The 24033-nt window shown below is 60.5% G+C and carries 20 protein-coding genes; 11 read left to right on the plus strand and 9 right to left on the minus strand.

From position 1 onward, the window contains the following. The first annotated feature begins 13 nt into the window (after positions 1-13). Both minD and minE read left to right on the plus strand, forming a co-directional pair. Positions 14-853: a septum site-determining protein MinD gene (gene minD / locus N7I30_RS21080; protein ID WP_498641012.1), complete on the plus strand. Its 840-nt coding sequence runs from the start codon at positions 14-16 to the stop codon at positions 851-853. Continuing rightward, on the plus strand, positions 850-1203 hold the full coding sequence (gene minE, locus N7I30_RS21085) for a cell division topological specificity factor MinE (protein WP_498640993.1): 354 nt from the start codon (positions 850-852) through the stop codon (positions 1201-1203). Before minD ends, minE begins: the two co-directional genes overlap by 4 nt. A 307-nt stretch (positions 1204-1510) precedes the next feature. On the opposite strand, the gene N7I30_RS21090 is transcribed toward minE, so the two are convergent. After that, positions 1511-2182, minus strand: a complete 672-nt coding sequence (locus tag N7I30_RS21090) for a hypothetical protein (protein ID WP_498640994.1) — start codon at positions 2180-2182, stop codon at positions 1511-1513. 26 nt (positions 2183-2208) lie between these two features. Next, on the minus strand, positions 2209-3201 hold the full coding sequence (locus N7I30_RS21095) for a restriction endonuclease (protein WP_498640995.1): 993 nt from the start codon (positions 3199-3201) through the stop codon (positions 2209-2211). Between the two features lie 72 nt (positions 3202-3273). On the opposite strand from N7I30_RS21095, the gene N7I30_RS21100 reads away from it, so the two are divergent. The 5 genes from N7I30_RS21100 to N7I30_RS21120 all read left to right on the plus strand — a co-directional run bounded on the left by N7I30_RS21100 (position 3274) and on the right by N7I30_RS21120 (position 10938). Continuing rightward, on the plus strand, positions 3274-4809 hold the full coding sequence (locus tag N7I30_RS21100) for a type I restriction-modification system subunit M (protein ID WP_498640996.1): 1536 nt from the start codon (positions 3274-3276) through the stop codon (positions 4807-4809). Next, on the plus strand, positions 4806-5981 hold the full coding sequence (locus N7I30_RS21105) for a restriction endonuclease subunit S (RefSeq protein ID WP_498640997.1): 1176 nt from the start codon (positions 4806-4808) through the stop codon (positions 5979-5981). Before N7I30_RS21100 ends, N7I30_RS21105 begins: the two co-directional genes overlap by 4 nt. Before the next feature lie 2 nt (positions 5982-5983). Continuing rightward, positions 5984-6817: a protein NO VEIN domain-containing protein gene (locus N7I30_RS21110; protein ID WP_498640998.1), complete on the plus strand. Its 834-nt coding sequence runs from the start codon at positions 5984-5986 to the stop codon at positions 6815-6817. A 170-nt stretch (positions 6818-6987) separates the two neighbouring features. Continuing rightward, positions 6988-7518 (plus strand): hypothetical protein, encoded by a 531-nt coding sequence (locus N7I30_RS21115; protein WP_498640999.1) that lies wholly within the window; start codon positions 6988-6990, stop codon positions 7516-7518. 3 nt (positions 7519-7521) lie between these two features. After that, entirely contained in the window at positions 7522-10938 is a 3417-nt protein-coding gene (locus tag N7I30_RS21120) for a DEAD/DEAH box helicase family protein (protein WP_498641000.1), read from the plus strand. Positions 10939-11002: 64 nt separating this feature from the next. Here N7I30_RS21120 and N7I30_RS21125 read toward each other — a convergent pair whose 3' ends face one another. Next, positions 11003-11239 carry an excalibur calcium-binding domain-containing protein gene (locus N7I30_RS21125; protein ID WP_498641001.1) on the minus strand — a complete coding sequence of 79 codons (237 nt, stop codon included), beginning with the start codon at positions 11237-11239 and terminating at the stop codon, positions 11003-11005. Positions 11240-11987: 748 nt separating this feature from the next. Between N7I30_RS21125 and N7I30_RS21130 the strand changes: the two genes are divergently transcribed. After that, positions 11988-13895, plus strand: a complete 1908-nt coding sequence (locus tag N7I30_RS21130; protein WP_498641002.1) for a methyl-accepting chemotaxis protein — start codon at positions 11988-11990, stop codon at positions 13893-13895. Between the two features lie 692 nt (positions 13896-14587). Here the strand turns inward: N7I30_RS21130 and N7I30_RS21135 are convergent. Next, the gene (locus tag N7I30_RS21135) at positions 14588-14848 is read right to left on the minus strand and encodes a hypothetical protein (protein ID WP_498641003.1); all 261 of its coding nucleotides are present in this window, start codon (positions 14846-14848) and stop codon (positions 14588-14590) included. A 1536-nt stretch (positions 14849-16384) separates the two neighbouring features. Here N7I30_RS21135 and N7I30_RS21140 point away from each other — a divergent pair. Beyond that, on the plus strand, positions 16385-17605 hold the full coding sequence (locus tag N7I30_RS21140; RefSeq protein ID WP_498641004.1) for a hypothetical protein: 1221 nt from the start codon (positions 16385-16387) through the stop codon (positions 17603-17605). A 420-nt stretch (positions 17606-18025) separates the two neighbouring features. Here the strand turns inward: N7I30_RS21140 and N7I30_RS21145 are convergent, their stop codons facing one another. The 4 genes from N7I30_RS21145 to N7I30_RS21160 all read right to left on the minus strand — a co-directional run bounded on the left by N7I30_RS21145 (position 18026) and on the right by N7I30_RS21160 (position 20029). Then, positions 18026-18379, minus strand: coding sequence for a hypothetical protein (locus N7I30_RS21145; protein ID WP_498641005.1), 354 nt, complete (start codon positions 18377-18379; stop codon positions 18026-18028). Then, positions 18376-18798, minus strand: coding sequence for a hypothetical protein (locus N7I30_RS21150; RefSeq protein WP_498641006.1), 423 nt, complete (start codon positions 18796-18798; stop codon positions 18376-18378). The genes N7I30_RS21145 and N7I30_RS21150 overlap by 4 nt, the downstream gene beginning before the upstream one ends. A 100-nt stretch (positions 18799-18898) precedes the next feature. Beyond that, positions 18899-19411, minus strand: a complete 513-nt coding sequence (locus N7I30_RS21155; protein WP_498641007.1) for a hypothetical protein — start codon at positions 19409-19411, stop codon at positions 18899-18901. A gap of 243 nt (positions 19412-19654) precedes the next feature. Continuing rightward, a complete protein-coding gene (locus N7I30_RS21160) occupies positions 19655-20029 on the minus strand; it encodes a hypothetical protein (RefSeq protein WP_498641008.1) in 375 nt (124 codons plus the stop codon). A 256-nt stretch (positions 20030-20285) separates the two neighbouring features. Between N7I30_RS21160 and N7I30_RS21165 the strand changes: the two genes are divergently transcribed. Together N7I30_RS21165 and N7I30_RS21170 are read left to right on the plus strand one after the other, a co-directional pair. After that, positions 20286-21527, plus strand: coding sequence for a PAN domain-containing protein (locus N7I30_RS21165; protein ID WP_498641009.1), 1242 nt, complete (start codon positions 20286-20288; stop codon positions 21525-21527). 22 nt (positions 21528-21549) lie between these two features. Beyond that, positions 21550-22524, plus strand: a complete 975-nt coding sequence (locus N7I30_RS21170) for an HNH endonuclease (RefSeq protein ID WP_498641010.1) — start codon at positions 21550-21552, stop codon at positions 22522-22524. 315 nt (positions 22525-22839) lie between these two features. Here the strand turns inward: N7I30_RS21170 and N7I30_RS21175 are convergent, their stop codons facing one another. After that, on the minus strand, positions 22840-23826 hold the full coding sequence (locus N7I30_RS21175) for an integrase (protein WP_498641011.1): 987 nt from the start codon (positions 23824-23826) through the stop codon (positions 22840-22842). Positions 23827-24033 lie beyond the last annotated feature (207 nt).

A 24033-nucleotide genomic window follows, 5' to 3' on the forward strand; every position in this document is an offset into this window, starting at 1 on the left:
CCGTGATGGTCGCATCGTCCGTCTCCGTGATCGACGGACTCTACCCAAATCTGGAGGAAGTTCAGGGTCTCAGGTCATTGGCAAGACCACCTCTACGGCAGCGCTCGGTGCGGCCCTCGCCAAAAACGGGCAGAAAGTCGTGGTCGTTGACTTCGATGTCGGCCTGCGGAACTTGGATCTGGTGATGGGCGCCGAGCGGCGCGTCGTCTACGATTTCATCAACGTCGTGCAGGGCGACGCCAATCTCAGCCAAGCACTGATCCGCGACAAGCGCGTAGACACGCTGTCGCTGCTGCCTGCCTCGCAAACACGAGACAAAGACCACCTGTCTCCCGAGGGCGTTGAGCGAGTGATCGGTGAATTGCGCGAGATGTTTGATTGGATCGTCTGCGACAGCCCTGCCGGGATTGAACGCGGCGCCACCCTGGCAATGCGCCATGCCGACGTGGCTGTCGTCGTGACCAATCCAGAGGTGTCGTCAGTGCGCGACTCCGACCGGATCATTGGGCTTCTCGATTCCAAGACAAAGAAGGCGGAAGAAGGTGGGCAGGTCGAGAAGCATCTGCTTCTTACGCGCTACGACCCCGCCAGAGCCGCCCGCGGCGAAATGCTGAAGGTCGAGGATGTCTTGGAAATCTTGGCCCTGCCTCTTCTCGGTATCATCCCTGAAAGCCAAGAGGTGCTTCGGGCGTCTAATACTGGCACGCCCGTGACCTTGAGCAATGCGACGAGCGCGCCTGCGCGGGCCTATTGCGACGCAGCCAAGCGGCTCTGCGGTGAGAGCATCCCGATTGCGATGGCAAGCGAGTCCAAAGGGTTCTTTGGCAAATTCTTTGCCAGGAGAGCGGCATGAACTTCTTGGCTCTCTTCAGACCGCGCGACAGCTCGGCGTCCCAGGCGCGCGCCAGGCTAAGATATCTTTTGTCGGACGACCCCATTGGCGAGACCGGCGGGAGTTCGGCTCAACAAGCCCGCGAACGTCTACAGCTTCTGCTGTCGCATGAGCGTGAGACGACGAACCCATCTGATCTCGTTGCCCTGCTGCGGGAAGAGATCCTTGCCGTGATCGCGAAACACTGCTCAGTCGATCGGGAGCAGATGCGTGTCAGGGTTGACCGCGGTGCCTCGGTCTCTATGCTTGGCGTCTCGATGGACCTGCCGAAGTCACTCGGCGGTCGTTCGCCTGTGCAGACGGTGAGCTGAGCCCACACGGGCTCTTTCACCGATGCTTGACAGGCTCTTCGACGCACAAAGCTTGCGCGCGCCGTATGCCGCATTTCGAGTGCGGTGCATTCGACCACTCTGCCACCTCTCCGGCCGTTGCCCCGTCGGTCGGGACCACCCTGTTCGAAGGTGTCGCGCCGGGTGGGGACGACGGGCGTCCCGGGCGGTGCGGCTTCAAATCAACCGCGCCATTGGTCGCGCCCTTGCGAGCGCGCCGGTTTCTTTTCAAAGCCGGGGCCGCGAGCCGAGAGTGTGGGCGTTCTCAGTATGTAATTGAGCTGAGTTCCTACTCGAGGATTTCGAGGTCGAGCGTGTCGACGTAATCGAGACACCTGTAAGTTGGAAAGAGAGCTAAACCCCCAAATGCTGACGCCATATCGATAAACCCAAACCTAACAAGCGCGAGAGCCGCTTCATTGAAGCTTCTCGCGTCAGCGAAGATCGGGACGGTATCCAACTCATAGAGAAGCCGGGGATAATGCCCCTCCTCGGACACATTGAAGATCCCCTGCTCTCGAGCGCGCTTCAGAACCGCCAGCACACGCATGTCTCGATCAGAAAGCTGCTCCGTAATAGTGGCATACTCAGCGGCAGTATCCTCCTCGAAATGCTCGGTGGGAGCATTTCGAAAAAAGTATCGCGCCATAATCCGAAGCTTGCGGATAGAAACGCCTTCTGCCGCAGCGCGCCTCACGCGCAGAATGAAGGAGGCAAGCTGCTCCTCATGAATGATAGCCTCTTCGTCGATTAAGCCGTCACGAAGCTCCTGAACGAGCATTTCTTCAAGCGTCTGTAGGCGCTTTTCGATTAGATCTCGGATGGGCTTCATCACGAGTTCCGAAACGCCCCCTGTGATCATTGCTAAGCCACCAGAGACGTATTCGATGATTGCTTTTCCGCGCTTCTGCTCAGCTCCACCGGGCCGAAGTGCTGGTGGCGCCTTCTCTCGTTCCTCCACGAACCTACCTCCAATTCTCCCCCAACTCACGCAGGCCAATACACCCGCTTCATCGGCAGTAGCTGCTTCGTTTCCATGTCGAGCTTGTCGTAGTTCTCGATCAGCGACTCGACGAGTTCGTCGATCGTCATCAGAGCCAGCGGGATGTTGGCGCGCTCGGCCTCGTAATAGGCGTCCTTGGTAAAGCCGCCGGTCGAGACGTAGAGGCCCTTGTCCTGCGGGTGCCGCCCTCCGAGAAAGCTGCGGATGTCCTGCGAGCCGATGGCGCCCCGTCGATGCTTCACCTCGACGACGATGCGCGGCGCCTCGAAGCCGAAGCCGTCGGGCGAGGCGACGATGTCCTTGCCACGGTCGGGACCGGCCGCCGAGACTCGCGTCTTGTAGCCGAGCGCCCGCAACAGACCGGCGACCAGCTCCTGCATGTCGTCCCATTCGAGCGCCGAGACACGGTCCTTGGTGAATTCAGTCGCCTTCGATTGGATGTTCTCGAAGACATCCTCTTCTGTCGCCGTGACCTCGCCGGTGACGATTTCTTCGGCCGGCTGATGCGAGGAGAGGGCCCGCTGCACATCCTCGGCCACCTCCAGCGGAAGGCGAAACAGCGTCGAGATCGCACCGAGGCTGTTGCGACTCGAAAGGGACAGGAGGTCGCGCGAGACCTCGCCATGCCATTTGACCGGACGCACGTTCGGATCTTCCGCATCAACGCTCGGGTCGACATGATAGCCGCCGCTGACCGTGCCGACGAGATAAACGCGCCGACGCGGATCGTATGTCAGCACCATGTCGCCGTTGGCGATCTCGCTGCGGAACCGATGCATCTGGCCCGCAGCCATCGCGACGGCCTGGGGCTTCATCTCGGGCCATTGCCGGCGAACGCGCTCTGCAATGGCATCGCGCGTTGTGAGATTGGCGAGGGATCCAATCTCGAACCAGCCGATCGCGACGACGCCTTTCTCCTTGAAGGTATCGTAGAGCCTGCCGTTGATCTCGGCCCTCACCATCCAGGCGTTCGCCATCAGCCACTTCCCTCTCGCGTTCCGCTTAGCCTACGGTTGCACCAGAAAAGCGCAAATGATTCGAGTTCATGCATGATCACCGGTGACCTTCGCTCGAAGATCGACACGATCTGGAACGCCTTCTGGTCGGGCGGCATCTCCAATCCGCTCGAGGTGATCGAGCAGATCACCTATCTCCTGTTCATCCGCGGGCTCGACGACGTCCACACCCGCGAGGAGAACAAGGCGAACCGGCTGAAGAAGCCGATGGAGCGGCGGGTCTTTCCCGAGGGCAATGACGCGCGCGGCCTGCCCTACGAGGCGATGCGCTGGTCGCGCTTCAAGAACGACGCGCCGGCCGAGATGTATCGTATCGTCGGCGAGCACGTCTTCCCCTTCATCCGCGAGATGGGCGGGGCGGAGACGGCGCATGGCGCCCATATGAAGGGCGCGCGCTTCACCATCCCGACGCCGGCGCTGCTCGCCAAGGTGGTGGACCTCATCGCCGACGTGCCGATGGACGATCGTGACACCAAGGGCGATCTCTACGAATACATGCTGTCGAAGATCGCCTCCGCCGGGCAGAACGGGCAGTTCCGCACGCCGCGCCACATCATCGCGCTGATGGTGGCGATGACCGCGCCGACGCCGAAGGACACGATCTGCGACCCCGCCGCTGGCACCTGCGGCTTCCTCGTCGCGGCTGGCGAATATCTACGCGACGAGCACCCCGAGATCTTCCGCGACGAGGCCCTGCGCCGGCATTTTCACGAAGGCATGTTCCACGGCTTCGACTTCGACGGCACGATGCTGCGCATCGGCTCGATGAATATGCTGCTGCATGGCTTCGAGAATCCGGACGTGCGCTACAAGGACTCCCTTGCCGAACCCGTCGAGGGCAAGGGCGACGAGGAGGCCTATTCGCTTCTCCTTGCCAATCCGCCCTTTGCCGGCTCGCTGGATTACGAGACGACGGCCAAGGATCTTCTGAAGACGGTCAAGACCAAGAAGACCGAGCTTCTGTTCCTGGCCCTGTTCCTGAAGCTCCTGAAGCCCGGCGGGCGCGCGGCGGTTATCGTGCCGGACGGCGTCCTCTTCGGCTCGTCGAAGGCGCACAAGGAGCTGCGGCGCATGCTGGTCGAGGATCACAAGCTCGACGGCATCGTCAAGCTGCCGTCTGGCGTCTTTCGGCCCTATGCCGGCGTCTCGACGGCGATCCTGTTCTTCACCAAGACCAATTCCGGCGGCACGGATGTCGTCTGGTTCTATGATGTCCAGGCCGACGGCTATTCGCTGGACGACAAGCGCACGCCGCTGCTCGATGCCGACCGCATCGGCCCGGACGCCCATCTGGAGGAGGGCGAACACGACAAGAACAATCTGCCGGACATCGCCGCCCGCTGGTTGGAGCGGGACGGCAAGGAGCGGACCCGCGCCCGCACTGACCAGAGTTTTTGCGTGCCCAGGGCCGACATCGCGGCGGCCGACTACGACCTCTCGATCAACCGCTACAAGGAGGTGGTGCAGGAAGCGACCGAGCACCGCCCGCCGAAGGAGATCATCGCGGAGCTGAAGGCGCTGGAGACGGAGATCGCCGAGGGGTTGGATGAGCTGGAGGCGATGCTTTGACGTGGTCCGCTGCTGCCCTCGGTGACTTATGCAAGATTGTCTCGGGAGCAACACCGAAGACTGAAGAAGCTCAATTCTGGGGAGGAGAGGTGCCTTGGGCCACCCCAAAAGACCTGAGCAGGCTTGATACCGAATTTCTAGATTGGCCGCAGCGCAGCATTACGCAGGATGGTTTGCGAAGCTGCGCAGCCTCCATCCTCCCACAAAACTCCGTTCTTCTGAGTTCGCGAGCCCCTATTGGGCTCGTCGCAATAAATACGCGGCCAATGGCAACAAACCAAGGCTTCAAAAGCTTGGTTCCTGACAGCCAAAAGCTTAACTCGAAGTTCCTGTTTCACTGGCTGAAAGCGAATAAGAACCACCTGCAGTCTCTCGGAAATGGCGCTACCTTCAAAGAGATATCAAAAGCTGTTGTAGAGCGGATCGAAATCCCCCTCCCACCGCTCGACGAGCAGCGGCGGATTGCGGCGATCCTGGACAAGGCGGACGCGCTGCGCCGCAAGCGCAAACGCGCGCTCGATCTGCTCGACGGCCTGACGCAGTCGATCTTTCTGGAGATGTTTGGGGATCCGATTGAAAATACAAACGGACACGCGGTTGTTTCCTTGTCGGAAATCGTTTCGTCTGACCGCAAAATAACCTACGGCATTCTGAAGCCCGGTCCCGATGTGGTGGATGGTGTTCCATACGTTCGCGTCGTTGATATTCAAAACAACCGCGTCAAGGTTGATCAGCTTCGGCGCACAACACCCGAAATCGCTCACGAATACCGCAGATCAAAACTCAAGAGTGGCGATTTGCTCATTTCGATCCGGGGCCATGTTGGTCGAATGGCGATCGCGCCCGAAGAATGCGATGGAGCTAACATCACGCAGGATACTGCGCGTCTGGCAATCAAGAACGCGGACGCGGAGTTTATAAAAGCACAGCTTGAAACAGGTCCCGCTCGCCACTGGATGGACCGACGGACGCGTGGTGCAGCGGTCAAGGGAATCAATCTCGGCGACCTGCGCCAGTTCCCGATCATAGTGCCCAAGCGGGCGGAACAGGAGAGGTTTGCCCTTGGCGTAAAGCGACTGCGAGCGAAAGAACTAGCTAGCTCGTTGCAATTGGAGAGGCTTAACGCCCTCTTCGCCTCCCTTCAATCCCGTGCCTTTTCCGGTCAGCTCTAGCCATGCCGAAATCCGTGGCCGGCAGCGATTGGACGGAAAGCGAGATCGACCTGATCGTCGCCGACTATTTCGACATGCTGGCCATGGAACTTGGCGGCACGCCCTTCGTCAAAGCCCACCGCAACGCCGCGCTGCAGGAATTGACCGGGCGCAGCCGGGGCTCGATCGAGTTCAAGCACCAGAACATCAGCGCGGTGCTCCTGCGCCTCGGCATGCCCTGGATCGCCGGCTACAAGCCGAAGGCGAATTTTCAGGGCGCGCTGATCACCGGCATCGAGCGGCATCTCACCGCCCACCCGGCGCTCTTCGTGAACCCGCAGGCCGAGGCGTCGGCATCGGGCCTTTCCGAGAACGACGCCCTGTTCTTCGAGGCGCCGCCGGTGCCGAGCTTCGAGCCCACACCGCCGCCGCTGGAGCGCATCGTCCGAAAATTCGATCCAGCGCTGCGCGACGCCCGCAACCGGGCGCTTGGCCGGCGCGGCGAGGAGCGCATCTTTCACCACGAGCAGGCGAGTTTGCGCGACGCGGGCCGCGCCGACCTGGCGCGGAAGGTGCGCTGGGTCTCGCAGGAGGATGGCGACGGCGCCGGCTACGACATCCGCTCCTACGATCAGGCGGGCCGCGAAAGGCTGATCGAGGTGAAGACGACAACGGGCATCGGCACGACGCCGTTCTTCCTCTCCGAGAACGAACGCGGCTTTGCCGAAGAGCGGCCTGACGTCTTCCGCCTCGCCCGTCTCTACGACTTCGCGCGGGCACCGAAAGCCTTCGAACTGACGCCGCCGCTCGACCAATGTGTCATGCTGCAGCCGGCGAACTGGCGGGCAGAGTTTTAGCGTGGCACCATCTGCAACTTGCGATTTTACTATCCGGCGGGCACCTTCGGTTTTATGAATAACTTCGCGTTTCCACCTACCAAATTTGCGACGACCCAAGAAGCTGAAGCCGAGGCGAGCCAGAAGCTGAGTTTCTCCTCGTGGGCCGGCATGAGCAGGACTTACATTTAATGTGCCCTCAGACTTGGCAAATTGAGCTGGCACCAGCGATGCTGAAACGGGGGTTCTGGCTTTACGTTTTTCGAGCTTACCTCAAAGATGAAGCGTTTCTCTATGTTGGCCGAACTGGGGACAACAGACCGCCTCAAGCGGCATCGCCCTATGATCGATTCGGTCAGCATCTGGGGATCACGAATGCGGCAGCGAATGGTTTCCGGACCTATCTGTCCCGGCGCATGGCAGGCCATTCCGACGTTTCTATCAAATCGTTGGATTTTCGCTGTTGGGGTCCAATCTTCGAACCGGTGATCAGCAAATCTGAGTTCGACAAAGGTAATAATGAACAGCGCGATGCTTGGGCTAAAGAACACTCCAAACGGCGTAAGATTGTGGGAGGCTTGGAGCGCAGACTGGCCGAGGAATTAGCGTTCCGAGGATACAGCGTCTTGAACACGGTTCGAGATGGAAACGACATTGATCCGAAGCTCTGGGGACAAATCGAACGTTCGTTTCTGCCTCAATTCCCGGATGTCCGAAATTAGCCCATGTCGAACTTCGCCTTTCTCCTCCCGGAATTCCCCATCGTCCACGAAGCTGCCGTCGAGGCCGAGCGAAACGCGAAGTCCTCGCCGACGGCGGCCGCCTTTTTCGCCGGCAAGACCGTGGAGATCGCGGTTAAATGGGCATTCAGGAACGACCCCGGCCTGACACTGCCCTATCAGGACAATATCGCGGCTCTCCTGCACGAGCCGAGCTTCAAGCGGCTCGCCGGCGAGGCGGTGTTCGCCAAGGCGAAATACATCAACCGCATCCGCAACCGCGCGGTGCACGAGGAGAAGACCACCTCCGAGGGCGATGCGCTCGGTGCCGTCAAGGAACTGTTCCACGTCTGTTTCTGGTTTGCCCGCACCTATGCGCGGGGCAGCCGGCCGGCCGACGGGCTCGCCTTCGACGCCTCGCCGTTGTCGCGCCGCGACGAGGCCATGCACAAGGCCTTCGCCCACATCCAGGCTCAGCAGAAGGTGCTGGAGGAAAAGGACGGGGAGCTGACCCGCCTCCTCAGCGACAGGGCCGATCTCGACGAGGAACTGAAGCGGACTCGCGCCGCGGTGGCCGAGGTGCGCAAGGCCAACGAGGCGACGCCGGACGCCCACGACTACATCGAAGCCGAGACCCGCGACCGCTTCATCGACCTTCTGCTTAAGGAGGCCGGCTGGGCGCTCGACAAGCCGGACGACACCGAGTTCGAAGTCTCGGGCATGCCAAATGCAGAGGGACGTGGCTTCGTCGATTACGTGCTGTGGGGCGCCGACGGCAAGCCGCTCGGCCTCGTTGAGGCCAAGCGCACGAAACACGACGCTCAGAAGGGCCAGCAGCAGGCCAAGCTCTATGCCGACTGCCTGGAGCTGGCTTACGGCCAGCGTCCGGTAATCTTCCTCTCCAACGGCTATGAACACTGGATCTGGGACGATACCCGCTACGGCCCGCGCCAGATCGGCGGATTTTACAAGCGCGACGAGTTGGCGCTTCTGATCCAGCGACGGACCAGCCGCAAGCTGCTCGGCAGCGAGGTGATCAACCGCAAGATCGTCGGCCGGCCCTATCAGCAGCGCGCGATCCGGGCGCTCGCCAAGAGCTTCGAGGCCGATAACGAGCGCAAGGGCTTGCTCGTCATGGCGACCGGCTCGGGCAAGACGCGCACCGTCATCGCGCTGGTCGACCTGATGATGCGCGCCGGCTGGGTTAAGCGCGTCCTCTTCCTTGCTGACCGCGTCAGCCTCGTGAACCAGGCGACGGGCGCCTTCAAGGCACATCTGCTGGACGCCGCGCCGGTCAATCTCGTCACAGAGAAGACGGCCGAGGGGCGCGTATTTCTCTCCACCTATCCGACGATGATGAACCTCATCGATGGTAAGGCACAGGGCAAACGCGCTTTCGGGCCGGGGCATTTCGATCTCGTCATCATCGACGAGGCACATCGCTCGGTCTATCAGCGCTACCGGGCGATCTTCGAGTATTTCGACTCATTCCTCGTTGGCCTGACGGCGACACCGCGCGACGAGATCGACCGCGACACCTACGCGCTGTTCGACCTCGAAGTCGGCGTTCCGACCGACGCCTATTCCCTCGACGAAGCGATCGCCGACGGCCATCTGGTGCCGCCCGAGCCGATCTCTGTGCCCTTGAAGATCATCCGCGAGGGGTTGCGCTACGACGAGCTTTCCCCGGAGGACAAGGACCGCTGGGACATGCTGGAATGGGGCGAAGACGGCCCGCCCGACAGCGTCGACGCCGCCGAGGTCAACAAGTGGCTGTTCAACGAGGACACGGTCGATCAGGTGATCGGCCATTTCATGGAGAACGGCATCAAGGTCGAGGGCGGCGACCGGATCGGCAAGACGATCGTCTTTGCCAAGAACCAAGACCACGCCGCCTATATCGCCGAGCGTTTCGACAAGATGTTCCCGCATCTGGCGGGGCACTTCGCGCGGGTGATCACCTACAAGGTGGATTATGCGCAAAGCCTGATCGACGCCTTCTCGGAGAAGGACAAGGACCCGCATGTGGCGATTTCCGTCGACATGCTGGACACCGGTATCGACGTGCCGGAGGTCGTTAATCTGGTCTTCTTCAAGCTGATGCGCTCGAAGACCAAGTTCTGGCAGATGATAGGGCGCGGCACGCGGCTTTGCCCTGATCTCTTCGGCCCCGGCGCGGACAAGGAGTGTTTCCGGGTCTTCGACTATTGCCGCAATCTGGAGTTCTTCGGCGCAAACCCAGAGATGCGCGAGGCATCGCGATCAAAATCGTTGTCAGAACGCCTGTTTGCCGCGCGTCTCGATCTGGTAACGGGGCTCGACGCAAAGCGCGACGTGCCGAGCGGGATGGAAGAGGACAGCGATGACTACGACGCCGGCGTCGCGCATGACCTGCCGAGCGAGAAGGACGTGCGCGAGGACGCGCTGAAGGAGCTGCAGGAGACCGTCGCGGGCATGAGCCTCGACAGCTACCTTGTGCGTCGGAAACGCCGGGTGGTCGAGGCGTATCTGGAACCGTCGGCCTGGACCGCTCTCGACGCGGAGAAGCGCAACCAACTTATCGAGGAGGTCGCGCCGCTGCCCTCGGGCAAGCGGCTCGGCACCGAGGACGCCAAGCGCTTCGATCTCTTGATGTTCCAGCTGGAACTCGCCCTCCTCAGTGGCTCCCGGCGTTTCGCGAAGCTCAAGACCCAGCTTCTGGAGATCGCTTCGGCGTTGGAAAGTCAGACCGCGATCCCTGGCGTCGCGGCTGTGGCAGAGCTGATCGAGGCGCTGCAGGACGATCATTGGTGGGAGGGCGTCACCGTCCCGCATCTGGAACTCGTGCGCCTGCGGCTGCGCAATCTCGTTCAGCACATCGAGAAGCAGAAGCGCGTCATCGTCTATTCCAACTTCGCGGACGAGTTGGGCGAGGCAAGCACCCACGATCTGCCTCAGGTCGGCGAGATCGACTTCGTGCGCTTCAAGCAGAAGGCGCGGGTCTTCCTGAAGGCACACGAGGACAACATCGCGCTGATGAAGCTGCGTTCGGGAAAGCCTCTCACGCCAACCGATCTCGCCGCGCTCGAAGCCATGCTGCTCGACGCCGGGATCGGCAATGCCGAGACGATCGAGCGAGCGCGCGAGACAAGCGAGGGCTTCGGTCGGTTCGTGCGCTCGCTCGTTGGGCTCGACCGGCAGTCCGTTAACGCGGCCTTCGGCGAGTTCATCGCCGGCGGCTCGGCCAGCGCCGACCAGATCGAGTTCATCGGCCTCATCGTCGAGCACCTGACGGCACAGGGCGTGATGGACCCGGGGCTGCTCTACGAGAGCCCCTTTACCGACATCGCGCCGCAGGGGCCGGAGAACGTCTTCGACATGAAGCGAACCGACCGCCTGTTCGAGGTCATCGACGCGTTCAACGCCAGCGCGGTCGCGTCCTGAGGGATTAAAGAGCGAATACGTAGGAATGGCGGTATTTCGCCCTTCTGAACCTGATCACTCGCTATTAGCGCCCGACCCATGGCTCGCAAGCGATCCCGTCATTGTCTCGGTCCAGATGGCGAGCATAACCCGGCTGCCCTCGCCTTAGCGGCGCCTTCCCTGCTGCGCGCACCGCGTCGCAGTTCCGATACCCGAAAAGATGTTTGGTCGTGATCCCAGACCATGTGCCGGTCCGGTCCGGGGCGACATACATGGCCGCGCCGCCAACGCCGACGATTGCGACGATCTTGAAGAGCAGCATCGACAAGTCCCGCGGCCAGCGGGGTCGCTGGCGACGTCGTGGAACACGTTCAAACCGCCGCCGCAGCCGGGCAGCACTGTCAAGACGATCCTGTCGCTTCCACGGGCTGACAGACATGGCGCACCTCCGGCTTGGAGTATCCGCCTCTCATCTGACCGATCGGCTAATCTGATCGAGAAGATTGTCGACGCCGAGGAATAGGATAGGCCGCCAAGACTCAGGGAGTCTCAGTGGCGCGCTCCGTGGCATCAGGGCGTAGTTGGGTAGCAGCCGGCACGGAACGCTCGCCAGTGACTCGACATGACGATCCGCGCATACCGATGTCCGACTTCTCCACGCCTGACCCTGTAGACTGTCGACCCGAAGATCTTTCGCCATCCTCATCGTCCGCGTCAGTCATGCTCAGCCAACCACGCCGCCAACCCTGACGATCGCAACCAACCTTCGGAGCCGCTTGCATAGTGCGTTGGGTCGTCGGATGCGCCGCCATGACTCACGCGAGCTCCGTGGCACGCTCCCATGCCTGTGGGCATAGTTTGGTAGCAGCCGGCGCGGAACACTCGCAGGCGTGTGGGCATGACGATTGGCTGCGTCGCCGGCGCTTCGCAAAGCCGATAGCGGACAAGGCGGAGCCGGCAGACCAAAGTTCTAAACGCCAGTCATCTCGTAAGGACGGAATTAACCAGATCGGCCGATTTAATGCGAAGGCGTCGCTGGGACGTCTTCTGAGAATCCGACTGGAACGACAGTGAAAATCAACGATCTGCGCATGGCACGAAAGCTCGCGCTCGCCTTCTTTGCCGTCATTATTGCCACCGTGACGGCGGACTTCTTGGTCTATCGCTCCCTGGACGCGATCGGCATCAACGCTGATCTGAACCAGAAGAGCTTCGGGTTGACGATCGATGCCGAGCAGATGGTCGAAAATATGGTGGAACAGCAGAACGCTGTGCGCGGATACCTTTTGAGCAGCGACGAGGCGTTCGTCGCAACTTATCAGAATGCGAAGAGCAAGTTCATTTCGCATGCCAATTCATTCAAGGCCAACACAGTATCGAACGAGCAGAAGAGCCGCGTAGAGCGCTTAGAGGCCATCGTCGCAAATTGGCAAGCGAACTCCGCCGAGCGTCAGTTGGAGCTTGCTCGCAATCCGTTGACGCGCGAACAAGCCTTTGCGCTCACGGGTAAGTTGACGCTGGCTGAAGGGCGCGTCCTCATCGATGAGGTTCGTGAAGGACAGGAGGCTCTCATCGCTACTCGTGTCGTCGAACGTGATGCAGCTGCAAGTGCCGCCAATCTTACGCTTGCCCTTGGTGCCGTAGTTGCCACTCTAATTGCCTTGGTCATGGGATTTTTCCTCTCTCGCTCTATCTCGACGCCCATCTCTCAGATGACCAGCGTGATGCGGAAGCTGGCGAGCGGCGACAAGACCGTCATCGTCCCGGGGGCAGACCGCAAGGACGAAGTCGGCGAGATGGCCGGGGCCGTCGAGGCCTTTAAGACTGCAGCTATCGAACGTGATGCTCTCGCTGCCGAAGCCGAGGCTGCTCGTATTAGTCAGGATGAGGCGAAGAAGCGCCAGGCGGCGCTCGACAGTGCCAAGGCCGAAGATCTGCGGGCGTTCGTCGGTATCGTCGAGGTCGGCTTCGAGCGTTTGTCGTCAGGCGATCTGACGGTTCGAATGCAGGATCGGGTCGCCAACGAATTCGAGCCGATCCGCGCCAAGTTCAATGCCAGCGTCGCGGCGCTCGAGACGGCTATCGGCCATGTCGTAATGTCCATAGCCTCGATCCGCACGGGTCTCGGCGAGATCAACACGGCATCCAACGATCTGGCCCATCGCACCGAGCAGCAGGCGGCGAGCCTCGAGGAGACCGTCGCCGCCCTGGGTGAGGTGACTCAGGCCGTCAACGAGACTGCCGAGGGCGCCAGCAAGGCTCAGAAGGTGGCGACGGTCGCACGGGAGCGTGCGCAGAAGGGTGGCGAGGTTGTCGGCAAAGCGGTCACCGCCATGGGCCAGATCGAGCAGTCCTCGGAGAAGATCAACTCGATCATCTCGGTCATCGACGAGATCGCCTTCCAGACCAACCTCCTCGCCCTGAATGCCGGCGTCGAGGCGGCGCGGGCCGGCGAAGCGGGCAAGGGCTTTGCGGTCGTCGCCCAGGAAGTGCGCGGGCTCGCCCAGCGCTCGGCGGAAGCGGCAAAGGAGATCAAGACCCTGATCGCCACCTCCCGCGAACAGGTCGGCGCCGGGGTGGAACTGGTGACGGCGTCCGGCAAGTCTCTGGAAGAGATCGTCTCGGAAGTCAGCGCCATGGCCGAAGTCATTTCGACCATTGCCTCCTCGGCCCGCGAACAGGCGACGAGCCTGCGCGAAGTCTCCGGCGCGGCCGACCAGATGGACAAGGTCACCCAGCAGAACGCTGCGATGGTGGAAGAGGCGACCGCGGCCAGCCAGACGCTCTCGAACGAGACTGATGAGCTGGCTCACGCTATGGCGAAGTTCCGCACCAGCGCGGGCGATGCGACGCAACGTCGGCAGCCCAGCCGAGCTCCGCAGCGTCAGAGCGCGAAGGTCACCCAGCTTCGTCCGACTGGCTCAGGCGGCGCGGCCCGAGCGCCGCAGCCTAATGCGGACAGTTGGGAAGAGTTCTGATCATTGTCTTTTGGGCCAGCGATAGCCGCTGGCCCAACATCATTTCCACGGGCTGAGAGTCGGCAAGGCGCACACCTCCTGGCCAGGAGCCCCCGCTATTCGTCTGCGCAATCCGCTAAGCACCTCGGAAGATTGTCGACGGTGCGGGATCGGATAGGGCCGCCAAGTCTCAGGGAATCTCACCGGCGCGCGCCGTGTCCGTTGAGCGTAGTTGGGTAGCAGCAGGCACCGAACGCTCGCTGGTGACTCAGCATGCCGATCCGCGCAGTCCGCGGCAGAACTCTCCCCGGCTTGCATCCCTTCGGTGCCTTCATAGGACGTCGCAGATGATCTTAGTCCGCATCCCCTCGGTAGGAGATATCAGGGCTCAGTGGGATCAGATACCATGCGACCCCTGATGCCGCCGTAATGCGAACCAGATCGTGCCGGAACTCCAGGTAGCGCGGCAACGGGAGGAACTCTGTCTCGTTCAGGTCCAGAGAACGTAACAGCGATCGGATACTCTCTGGCCGAAATTCAGCGATCGGCGTTTCCCACTGCACGATACGCAGCGTGCTCAGCAGCTCAGCGTGCGCATCTCCTGCGAGTCCGCATGCCAACGCAATCATGACTGTCCTCGCCATCGCGAATCCTGCGCACGCCGATATCCGAGCCATGTGCTTTCGGTGGACCTGCCCCCTCTCGTCCTCGGGCTAATTGCGCTCTGCCATCCGTGTCGCGGTGTCGGGCTGGTGCATATAGCCGGTCTGTCGCTCGATCTCGCGCATCACCGCGTTCCACTGGCGAGCGTCATCGAGCGCATCGACTACTTCCGCCATGTGGCGTTTGTCGCGAGCGGCGACCCATGCGCCTTGCGGTCCGTGCAATGCCACGAGAACCGTGGCCTCCCGCCGGATCTCCTTCGGCGCACGGAACCACGCGAGCAGACCCGCCAGCATATCCGTCAGCCTCATCGAGAAAGCATTCGCTGAAGCGGCCCCAGGCTTAGCGAGGAGCCACTAGGGGGCCGGTGATCGCCGACCCGCTTCCGGACCCTCCGCCAACCCCTCCGGATGTCGAACTTCATGCTCCCCTCCCGTCCACCGAGATTCCGCTCGGCTCCAAAATATTCCCCATTGTTATTCGTGCATTTCGGCCGATCTATCGCAAGTCGTTTGGCAGGCCTGGGGACCCCCTCGAACAGCGGAATGTGGAAATCCGGCCGGTGTCAGCCCAGTGTGGGCGCACCACCGATAGTCTGAAGCTGGAATGCGCCGCCAAGACTCAGGGGCGCTCGCTGGCGAGCTCCGTGACCTCCGGTGCTAGTCGGTTGCAGCCGGCGCGGAACGCTCGCCAGTGAGTCTGTGTGACGATCGACGGAATTCTGGCCTCCGATTTCTCCCCGCCCCATCGTTTGGCTGCAGAATGTCGCCAACGAGGCAATCAGGAGGCAACGGAGATGAACAGGATGGAGATCAGGCTGGGGCGCCGACTGATCATCCGGGCAGCCGGCGGTCTAAGTGTGCTGGCGACAGTGCTCGGACTGCTAGCCTTCGTTCTCCTCGCGGGCCTTCAAGCAGAGAGGAGCACGATCATGCGCCTTGCATGGGAGAACGCCGCACCGGGATGAGCGATCTCTGTGGCGACATTCACCGACGCGTTTGTGCCGGAGTAAGCCGGTAATCGGAGCGTGGTCGCCGAGGCGGCTGCTGTGCTAACCACGTTCCCATGGAGTTGAGGATCCGCGCCATCCGATCGCTGCCGCCCAGCGGCGAAGAGCACGATCCGGACGATCATCCACGGATGATAGATGCTGCCTCCATATTCTGATCGTGGCAACGTTGACCCTGGCGCTCCATATCGAAGACGAGGGAAAGGTGACAGAATCGCAGAAAATCAAAATCCGCAATGCGACGTAAACTTAGCGTAACGTTTGCGTAAACCTGTCGCCCGGAGAAGGTGGGTTTCGGCCCTCCAGGAGGGTGACAGAGGTGATCGGCGAACCGGTGGTGTAACCCAATAGCGGCCCTCAAATGAGCATCGGAGGGCTGCGACGTAAACTTTTGTCACCCCCCGTCACCGCCTTGTCACCTGTCCATATCTACTGCCGTCGCCGGAGAACGGTGTTCGACCCCCGCCGCCTCGTCGACGATCGATGGAGGGTAGAAGCTGTCTGTCGCCACCATGTGCTTGCTGTCGCTCAAGGCGAGTCGGTGGCGCGCTTCCTCGTGCGGGAGCAGCAAATATCATCGGAGTCGACAACGCGCGCCAGTGAGCTTGTATGAGCATCTTGCAGGAGTTGAGGATAGGCTCCCGCCCCTCGACACCCGCAGGCGGCACTCCCGTGGACATCCGGCGGGATTTCTAGGACCTCGACGCCCAAACCGCGTTGCCCCAAGATGTGCGCGCAGGCGCTTTCGTCGCCCGCCTTCGCTGTGTATTGGCGATGTGGCGAGCAAGCTCCAGCGGCGGCTCGTCCCACACTCATCGATCCAAGCCGAGGCCGCCCTGTGCTGCGCAATGCCATCGACGTTGACTTCGCCAAGAGCAATCGGCTGCCGGTGTCGCTCAGCTACAGCGAGCAGAGCTTGTTGAACTCGCAGGCTCGCCTCGCCGGACGATACACTTTGGTGCCCGACGTCAACCTCGAGGCGTTTCGCCGGAAGGCGGTGATTGATTGGGTAGATCTCGGGTTCTGGCTTGAGCGCGAGACTCAGGCAATCCATGTCAAGCGATGGATCGATGCGTCACTCGGCATGAACTGCTTCTCGGAGCTCGTGCCGCTAGATGTCGAAGACGAGCGCAGCCAAACCGGCACACTGTTTTCCGTGACGCTGCAGGAGCCCACCATCGCGTTGATGATCGCGGCGCAGAAGGCAATGGAGCAAAAGTTCGGCTTGCAGATGCACGGCCTGATCCGGGCGATTGAGTTCAGCATCGACTTCCGACCGAGGAGCCCATGCCCGGATGCGCGAACGAAAATGCTGACGGTTCTACAGCGACACCATTTCCCACCGGGAGAGATCCTGAGGACGCGTCGCGACAGACCTCGCTTCACGTGGGGAAGAGGGAACGCGCACACGGCGGCGCTCCTCCCGCTCTCTGACGGGCGATCAAACGATCATCTGGAGGTCTCCACTGATCAGGACCGGCAGCCGGTTGGAGATGCCAATTACTACACGGGACGAAAAGGCGGACCTGTGATGTGGCGCCTCATGGACAAGGAAGTCGATCGCCAGAACCACAACGCCGGAACAGCGACGTATCTCTCGGAGACCGAGAAGCGCACGAGGATCGAAGTGACGCTGGAGACAGATGAAGTCCGGCGGCTCGGGATCGAATTCATCCACGACCTCCGACGCTATCCATTCGAGAAGCTGCGGGACAGCTACTTCGATTTCATGATGCCGACGTTCAAGCGGGGCAACACCGGTGTGATGGGAATGGTCACGGACAGGCAGGAGGAAGACCGACGCAGGAAGTTCCTCAAAACCGGCATGATCGGATTGCGTGAAATGGATGACGCGCTCGAACGTCGCCGTGCTCATCACCGTCCCAAGCTGATAGAGCACCTGCATGAGCGAAAGCTGAAGGTGAAGCCGGAGGATCGAAGCGGGCGCGGACCGTTCAAAACGTATGTCGCCTACAAGGAGCTGAACAAAGCCGTCGAGGTCGCGCTACGAAATTTGCGTGAGCGTGAAGAGAGAGAGCTGAAGAAGGCTGGATGGTGAGAGGGAGAGACTGTAGAGGGGGTAGAACAAGTTATTAGACGGAATCGTCGGCGAAAGGCTGGAGAACTCGTGTCGTCGGCGGTTGCAAGAGGCGACTGAGCCCGAAACAGCGGCTTCTTAGTGGGTATAACCTGCAGCGAGCGTTTGCCGGTGCGGAATCGCCTTAAGCCTCGACAGTGGGAAAATTCTGCAACGCCGCTCGGCTCATTTTACCTCGGCAGCAGACAAGACCAAGACCGCTATCGTCGCTCGCGCAGATCGCAATACTGCGTCGAGCGGATTTGCGGAGATTCGATTTCGACCGGACCATTCAGCGATTAGAGAAAGAAACACGACGGCAAAGAGCGCAGCTGCCGATCGCAGTTGATTCCTGGAGCGTTGCGCCAAGTAGGAGAGGGCGCCTGAGAGCGCCCTCTGTTTCTAGTGGATGCTGCAACTTGCCGCGACTCGGACAAGAGGTTTGTGCAGTGTCAGATGCCAACGCACGAGCCGCGCCGCTTGTGCATAGGTTTCCGGCACGCGATCCGGGCCGCGAACCAGTTCTTCTACGTCGAGCCTCAACGAACGCGAAGCACGACCGCTGTCGTTCCAGAGCTTGCCGCACATTCGCCAGAGCTCCCAATGCCCGGCAAGATCAAAGCCGTCATCTCTCACGTAGCCTTCCACGAGGTCGTCAAGATACTCGCGAAGCATGAGCCTCGGATTCTGAGTAGCGTCGTGACGTTCTTTCTCCGTGCGGATGAGTTCGAGGAGCTCCTCCGGGAGAGCATTCATTGCACGGCCTCCGGCACGACCGCAGCCTCGATCACCAGCTGTGTCAGTAGGCGTTTCGCGACTTTCTGGCTCGAGGATCGGCCGATCCGGGATACACTCGATCGCCCCTCATAGGTGACGAGAATAAGATCGCGATCGTGGTAGGGGTTCCAATAGTAGACCCCCTCACACACTTCCTCGCCCCGCTTCACGGCCACGCGCTCCCCACTCATGCAGTCGAGGAGATCCAGAGCGCGACCGAGGTGCCCGCAGGCTTCACCGATTGACTTCAGCGATCCAAAGCCATCATCGAAGTCCGAAATATCCATGAGATCCGCAATGGCGCTATCGAGCACCCCTGTTAGCTCATCGATTTTTTCACGAGCGGTGGCTTCATATTCGGCTGCCAGTTCGGCGTCTGTCGCAGATGATGTATTCATGTTATTCTCCTGCATGGCCTTTAGGCCTAGGTTGCTGATGTGACCCCGTCTGACGCGCTCCGATTCCACTCACGTGCGTCGGGCGGGGTTGCCGCGGGCTTCAGCCCTTGACCTCGGTGACCGGGAAAGCAAGGCGGACCTCTTTTCCTAGTCGATCTCTGATTTTGGTGAGGCGAACGATCTCTCGAAGCGCCTGCTTCTTTGCCAGTGGATCAGAAAGATCTGCTGTCTCCAACTCGGCAATTCGCGCCTCGACCTCCTCGATCTTGAAGTGATTGAGCTTAGCGGTCAGGACGCTCAGCGCATCCGACAGAGCACCGACTAGCATTTCGGCTTTCGACAGCGCGCCGCGATTCTCCATGTCATGGCTCGCGAGCCCGTAGGTTCCGAACTCCGGCCATTCGTCCGTCTCAAAGCTCGGTAGTTCCACCCCTGCATAGGCACACGTTTCCTCTGCGTATTCCCATCCCGCGTTGTGGTTGCTCCTCTCCCGGATGAAGTAGTCCGAGAAGGACCCTCTGATGAAGCCCGCCGTCTCGTCAGGCAGTGTCTTTCGCTCGGCCTTTTTCCTCTCTCTGTATTCGCGTTGATATTCAGCCTGCGTCTTCGCCATGCCAGCCACTCCGTTAGCGTCAGAAAGGTTATATAACACTAACGCGTTAGTGTCAACACCATTGGCCGCGCGGGGGAGTTTCGGACGAGTTGGAGGGATGCCCAGCCTCTCATCGCATGCCATCGTCACCACAGACGTCGGCGCCGCACTGTTGCCGGTGGCGCAGTCAGCCGAACTGCGTGGATGTCCGGGTGATGAAGCGCCCACCGAGTAAAGCGCGTCATCGCCTCGGCCAACGTCATGCTAGCGATCGCACAGCCCATCCTGCAGAAGCTTTTCGACGGACTGATAGAAGGGCGCGATGCCGATGACGGCGACTTCGCCGTCCTGCTGCGCAAGTGTCGCTTGAAAGCTGCGAAAATCCGATCCTCGTGTCGGGCTGCCAAGAGGAAGGATTTCGCCGCAGGCGAACCCGATCTCTCTGCTGGATCGCGGGGTGGCCATGCGCATGATTCTGAGGTGATGGTTGTCTGCATCGACGCCCCAACGGGAGGCGACGTCATTGATGGCCATTTCGACCTCAGCACGACTCAGGATACCCGCTGTCGCGTCTGGTGCGCTCATCAAAATACACAAAGAAGCACACGCCAAACGGCGGACGGAGAAACCGAAACCCATTGCGATATTCCTTCAGCTTCAAGCTGCCGGCCGATCCGGTAGCTGCGAGCTGATAGGACGCGGGGCAGGGGGAGCCAAGGAGCGTCACCGGAAGCTTCATTGCCACGCAGCAAAGCCGACTTCGCCGAGCTTCGCAATTGCTTCGCCTTGCATATCAAAAGGCTTGCCACGGCGACTGGCGCTGTGTTCCGTTCACCGAACGACCCTGGGGAACAACGTCCGTATGTTAGCTCGTTTGCGTATTGCGATGGCGACCTTGTCGCTGGTCTTTCTGGCCGCGTGTCCCGTCGTCGCTGAAGTTCAGCGCTACGGGCCCTTTTCAATCGATGATGATCGGCCGAATGTCATCGCGTTGGACGGCGAAATAGACACGGGCGCGGCGCTCAATTTCCGGCGTGCTCTGACTGTTGCCCCCGACGCAGACGTCCTCGTTCTCAATAGCCCCGGTGGCATTGTGGCAATGGGACTGCTGATCGCCGACGATGTGCATCGGCGTAAAATGGCAACCCTGATACCGACGGGATCTGGCTGCTACTCCTCCTGTGCGCTCATATTCCTGGCTGGCGACGAACGTCAGGCGAACGGTGAGCTCGGCGTTCATCAAGTCAGCTCCGGCAGTCGCGATCTCGTCAGTGCTCAATTGTCGATCTCCGATATCCTCGACGTGCTGAACCGCTTCGACACGCCGGTCGAAGTGCTGACGATCATGTTTCGAACCCCGCCCGATGACATGCACGTCTTCACCGAGGAAGAGATCACCCGTTACAAAATCAACCGACGGAGTATTGAACGGGCACCGGATGCGTCGGAGCCTACAGAAAGCGCGGAGTCATTTCCCAGTGACATGAGAGCGCCGGATGCCAGCGCCTCCGCAGGCGGTCCAAGCTCTCTTTCCTCGCCCGGTCTCAACAGCACGTCGACATCAAGGCTGTCGGCAATAGAAGAGTATGCGCGTCGGCCGACACGCATGGCCATCTTTGCCGGCTTGGATTTTTACGGTGGAGATATCGGCTCGCAGCGCGTCGATGATGCGCCATCCTGTGCTCGCGCCTGTCTGGAAATGGGCGGCGAGTGCAAGGCTTTCACCTACAATGCGAACGATCGAATCATGAGCGGACCGAACTGCTTCCTGAAGTCGAGCATAGGCACGGTCGACGGGAATATAATCGCGATCTCCGGGCAGCTGCTGACGAGAAGCGACCGGGATCCTGGGTCTTTCACGATGGGGGTGATCGATCCCCAGGCGGGCGTCTTCGACAATGTCGATCTCCCCGGCGGGGATCTCTCGCGGCGAGCTGAGATTGGCGCACAAACCATGCAGCAGTGCCGGCTCTCATGTGTGCAGAACGACCAGTGCATCGCCTTCACCTTTGTTCGGAGCAAGACGGAGTGTTGGCTGAAAGGCTCCGTCAGCGAGCCGTTCTATCGAGAGGGTATGGTCAGCGGCTTAAAGAAGCTCGAGGCATACGAGCCGGCGTCGATTGTAGATCTCGATTAGTGATAGCATTGGAGGGAATAGGATGAGCGTTTGGTGGGTAAATCTAGGTCAACGGTTCGCTGCTCAGAAAGAAGCCTCGGCCCTATGGTGCCCGAACCAGACGGTCAGAGAAGATGGAAGCCTAACCGCGCCAGCGTGGCACTGGTCTGCGATTGAAGGAGTTAAAGCAGGAGAGTTTATTATCCTTTGTCGACACGGGTATATTGAAGGTCTAGCGATAGCCCGAGAAGAGGCCATAGAAAACCAAGAAAAACCACAAGGTTTCACTCTCGATAGGCGCTGGCACGGATCAGGATGGCTCCTGCCAGTCGAGTTTATTGAGTTCTCGAAACGACGCCCACGAGATGAGCTTACCTCAGGACTGTTCAGAGACCGTGTAAAATATATGCCTGTTCGGAATAATCCTGAAACGGGTAAAGGCCTGGGTGCGCAAATCTATATGACCCGACTGCGTGAAAGTGAGGGCGACATCCTTTTCAGCCGAGCAGCCATGATTCTAGACGTGGAACGGCAGGGATGGCTCGACAAAGCAATCCGCAGCGACGCGAGCGTGGGGAACAGACCCCCACCCGATGAGACGACCCGAACTGCGATAGTGAAGGCGCGGATCGGCCAAGGGCAATTCCGTCAAAATCTCTTGGAGTTATGGAATAGGAGGTGCTGTTCGACAGATCTAGATATCGAACAGTTGCTTGTTGCTTCCCATATCCATCCATGGTCGTGTGCTTCGAACGAAGAACGTCTCGACCCCTACAACGGGCTTTTGCTATCAGCGGCCTATGATGCAGCGTTCGACAAAGGGTTGATTACGCTTTCCGATGATGGGACTTGGATTAATGCAGCAAATCTCACGGATAATCAGCTTGCGTCGGCTGGGTTGGGGGCGATGGAGTTTCAACGCGTCGAGGGACTCAATGAGAAGCATGCCAAATACTTGAATCGACATCGAGAGAGGGCGCGGGAAATTCAGGATACGAAGATGCAAGTGCAGCGTTAGCTGCTGAGATTGCAGAGAGACAAGGGCGCAAATCGATACATGGGTGGCTCGGAAGGTGCCAGTATCGATCAAAATGCGATGCGAAAGATCGCAACGTAAAGAGAGGAACTAACGAATTCTGAGGAGGTTGAGGTTCAAAAGGCGGATACCGTGGCATCAGTCCCGCAGTGCAAGAGTTTCCGCCTCGACAAAGAATGGCGTCTGAGGAGTTGAGGATCCGTCCGCGGCCGCGCATCTCGAAGCCGGCATCCCATTGCGACCGTGACGCTGATTTCTAGGACATCGAGCTCGCATTCGAGCGAGCGGACACTCCCATCACCCCAAGCGCTCAACCAAGTCCGCCGCCTTCAGATGGCTGTAACGCTGCAACATCCGGAGCTCCTTGTGACCGGAGATCGTCGCGGTCTCGATGACGTTGAACCCGCGCTCCAGCAATCGGGTCACTGCTTCGTGGCGGAGGTCGTGGTAGCGAAGATCAGGGATGCCCGCACGAGTCCGTAGATGGCCCCAGGCTTGCTCCACGGCGCTCTTGGTGGTCTCCATCACCCGGACACCAGAACGCTCGCTGGCGAGGCTCCTGAGCGTTTCTGTCGCGCGCTGAGAAAGGGGGATATCTCGACTGTCGCCATTCTTCGTCATCGGTAAATGGGCGACGCGGCGATCAAGGTCGACGTTGTCCCATGTCAGTGCCAGGATCTCGCCCTGACGCATCGCTGTCTCAACGGCGAGGATGATCATGGCGCGCATGAACGGGTTACGGCCAGCGTCGGCGGCTTCCAGCAAGCGCCGTTCCTCGCCATCCTGTAGACGACGATTTCGACCGCGTGGTGGGACTGGGCGACGGATCATTCGGCAGGGGTTCTGCGCGAGGTGAATGCCCCACTCCTTGCGGCCGATGTCGATCGCGTGCCCGAGCGTGTTCAGCTCCCGGATGACGGTCGCGGGCGCGACCTGACCAAGCCGCTCATCGCGGTATCTGGCGACATCGGCCGGCGTGAGCATCGCGAGCGTGCGAAAACAGATCGAGCGCGTGAGCATTCCCCGGATCCGATACGTCTCCGATGATGCGCTGCGCTTGGCTGGCGTGATCTCGGCGACATAGCGCTCGAGGAGTTCGCGGACTGTCATCTTCTCAGCGACGCGCGTGTCTGGAAGATTGCCGCAGCGATCGAGTTCAGCCTCCAGACTCCGAGCCCACTTCTCAGCATCTGTCTTGACGTCGAAGCTCTTGGCGCGGGGCTGCAGCCCTTTGCGGCGAACCATCGCCTGCCAGCGTCCTCGTAGTTTCCGTATCGTCGCCATGAAGATGCTCCTCGTCTGCACCTTCACGTGTAGGAGACCGGTGACTCGGCGCCAAGGATCAATCCCCGTTATTCCGACTGGTCAGGGTTGCAGCCGAGCCCTCGTGCCTTCCCGCGTCCGTCACTCTCGGCTAGAGCGCATCCTCTGATCGATGAATCGGATGTGAAGTGACGGTGTGCCCGACGTCTGATTCAACTTCTACCTCGA

The organism is Aurantimonas litoralis, from assembly GCF_026153195.1.
GTDB lineage: Bacteria > Pseudomonadota > Alphaproteobacteria > Rhizobiales > Rhizobiaceae > Aurantimonas > Aurantimonas coralicida.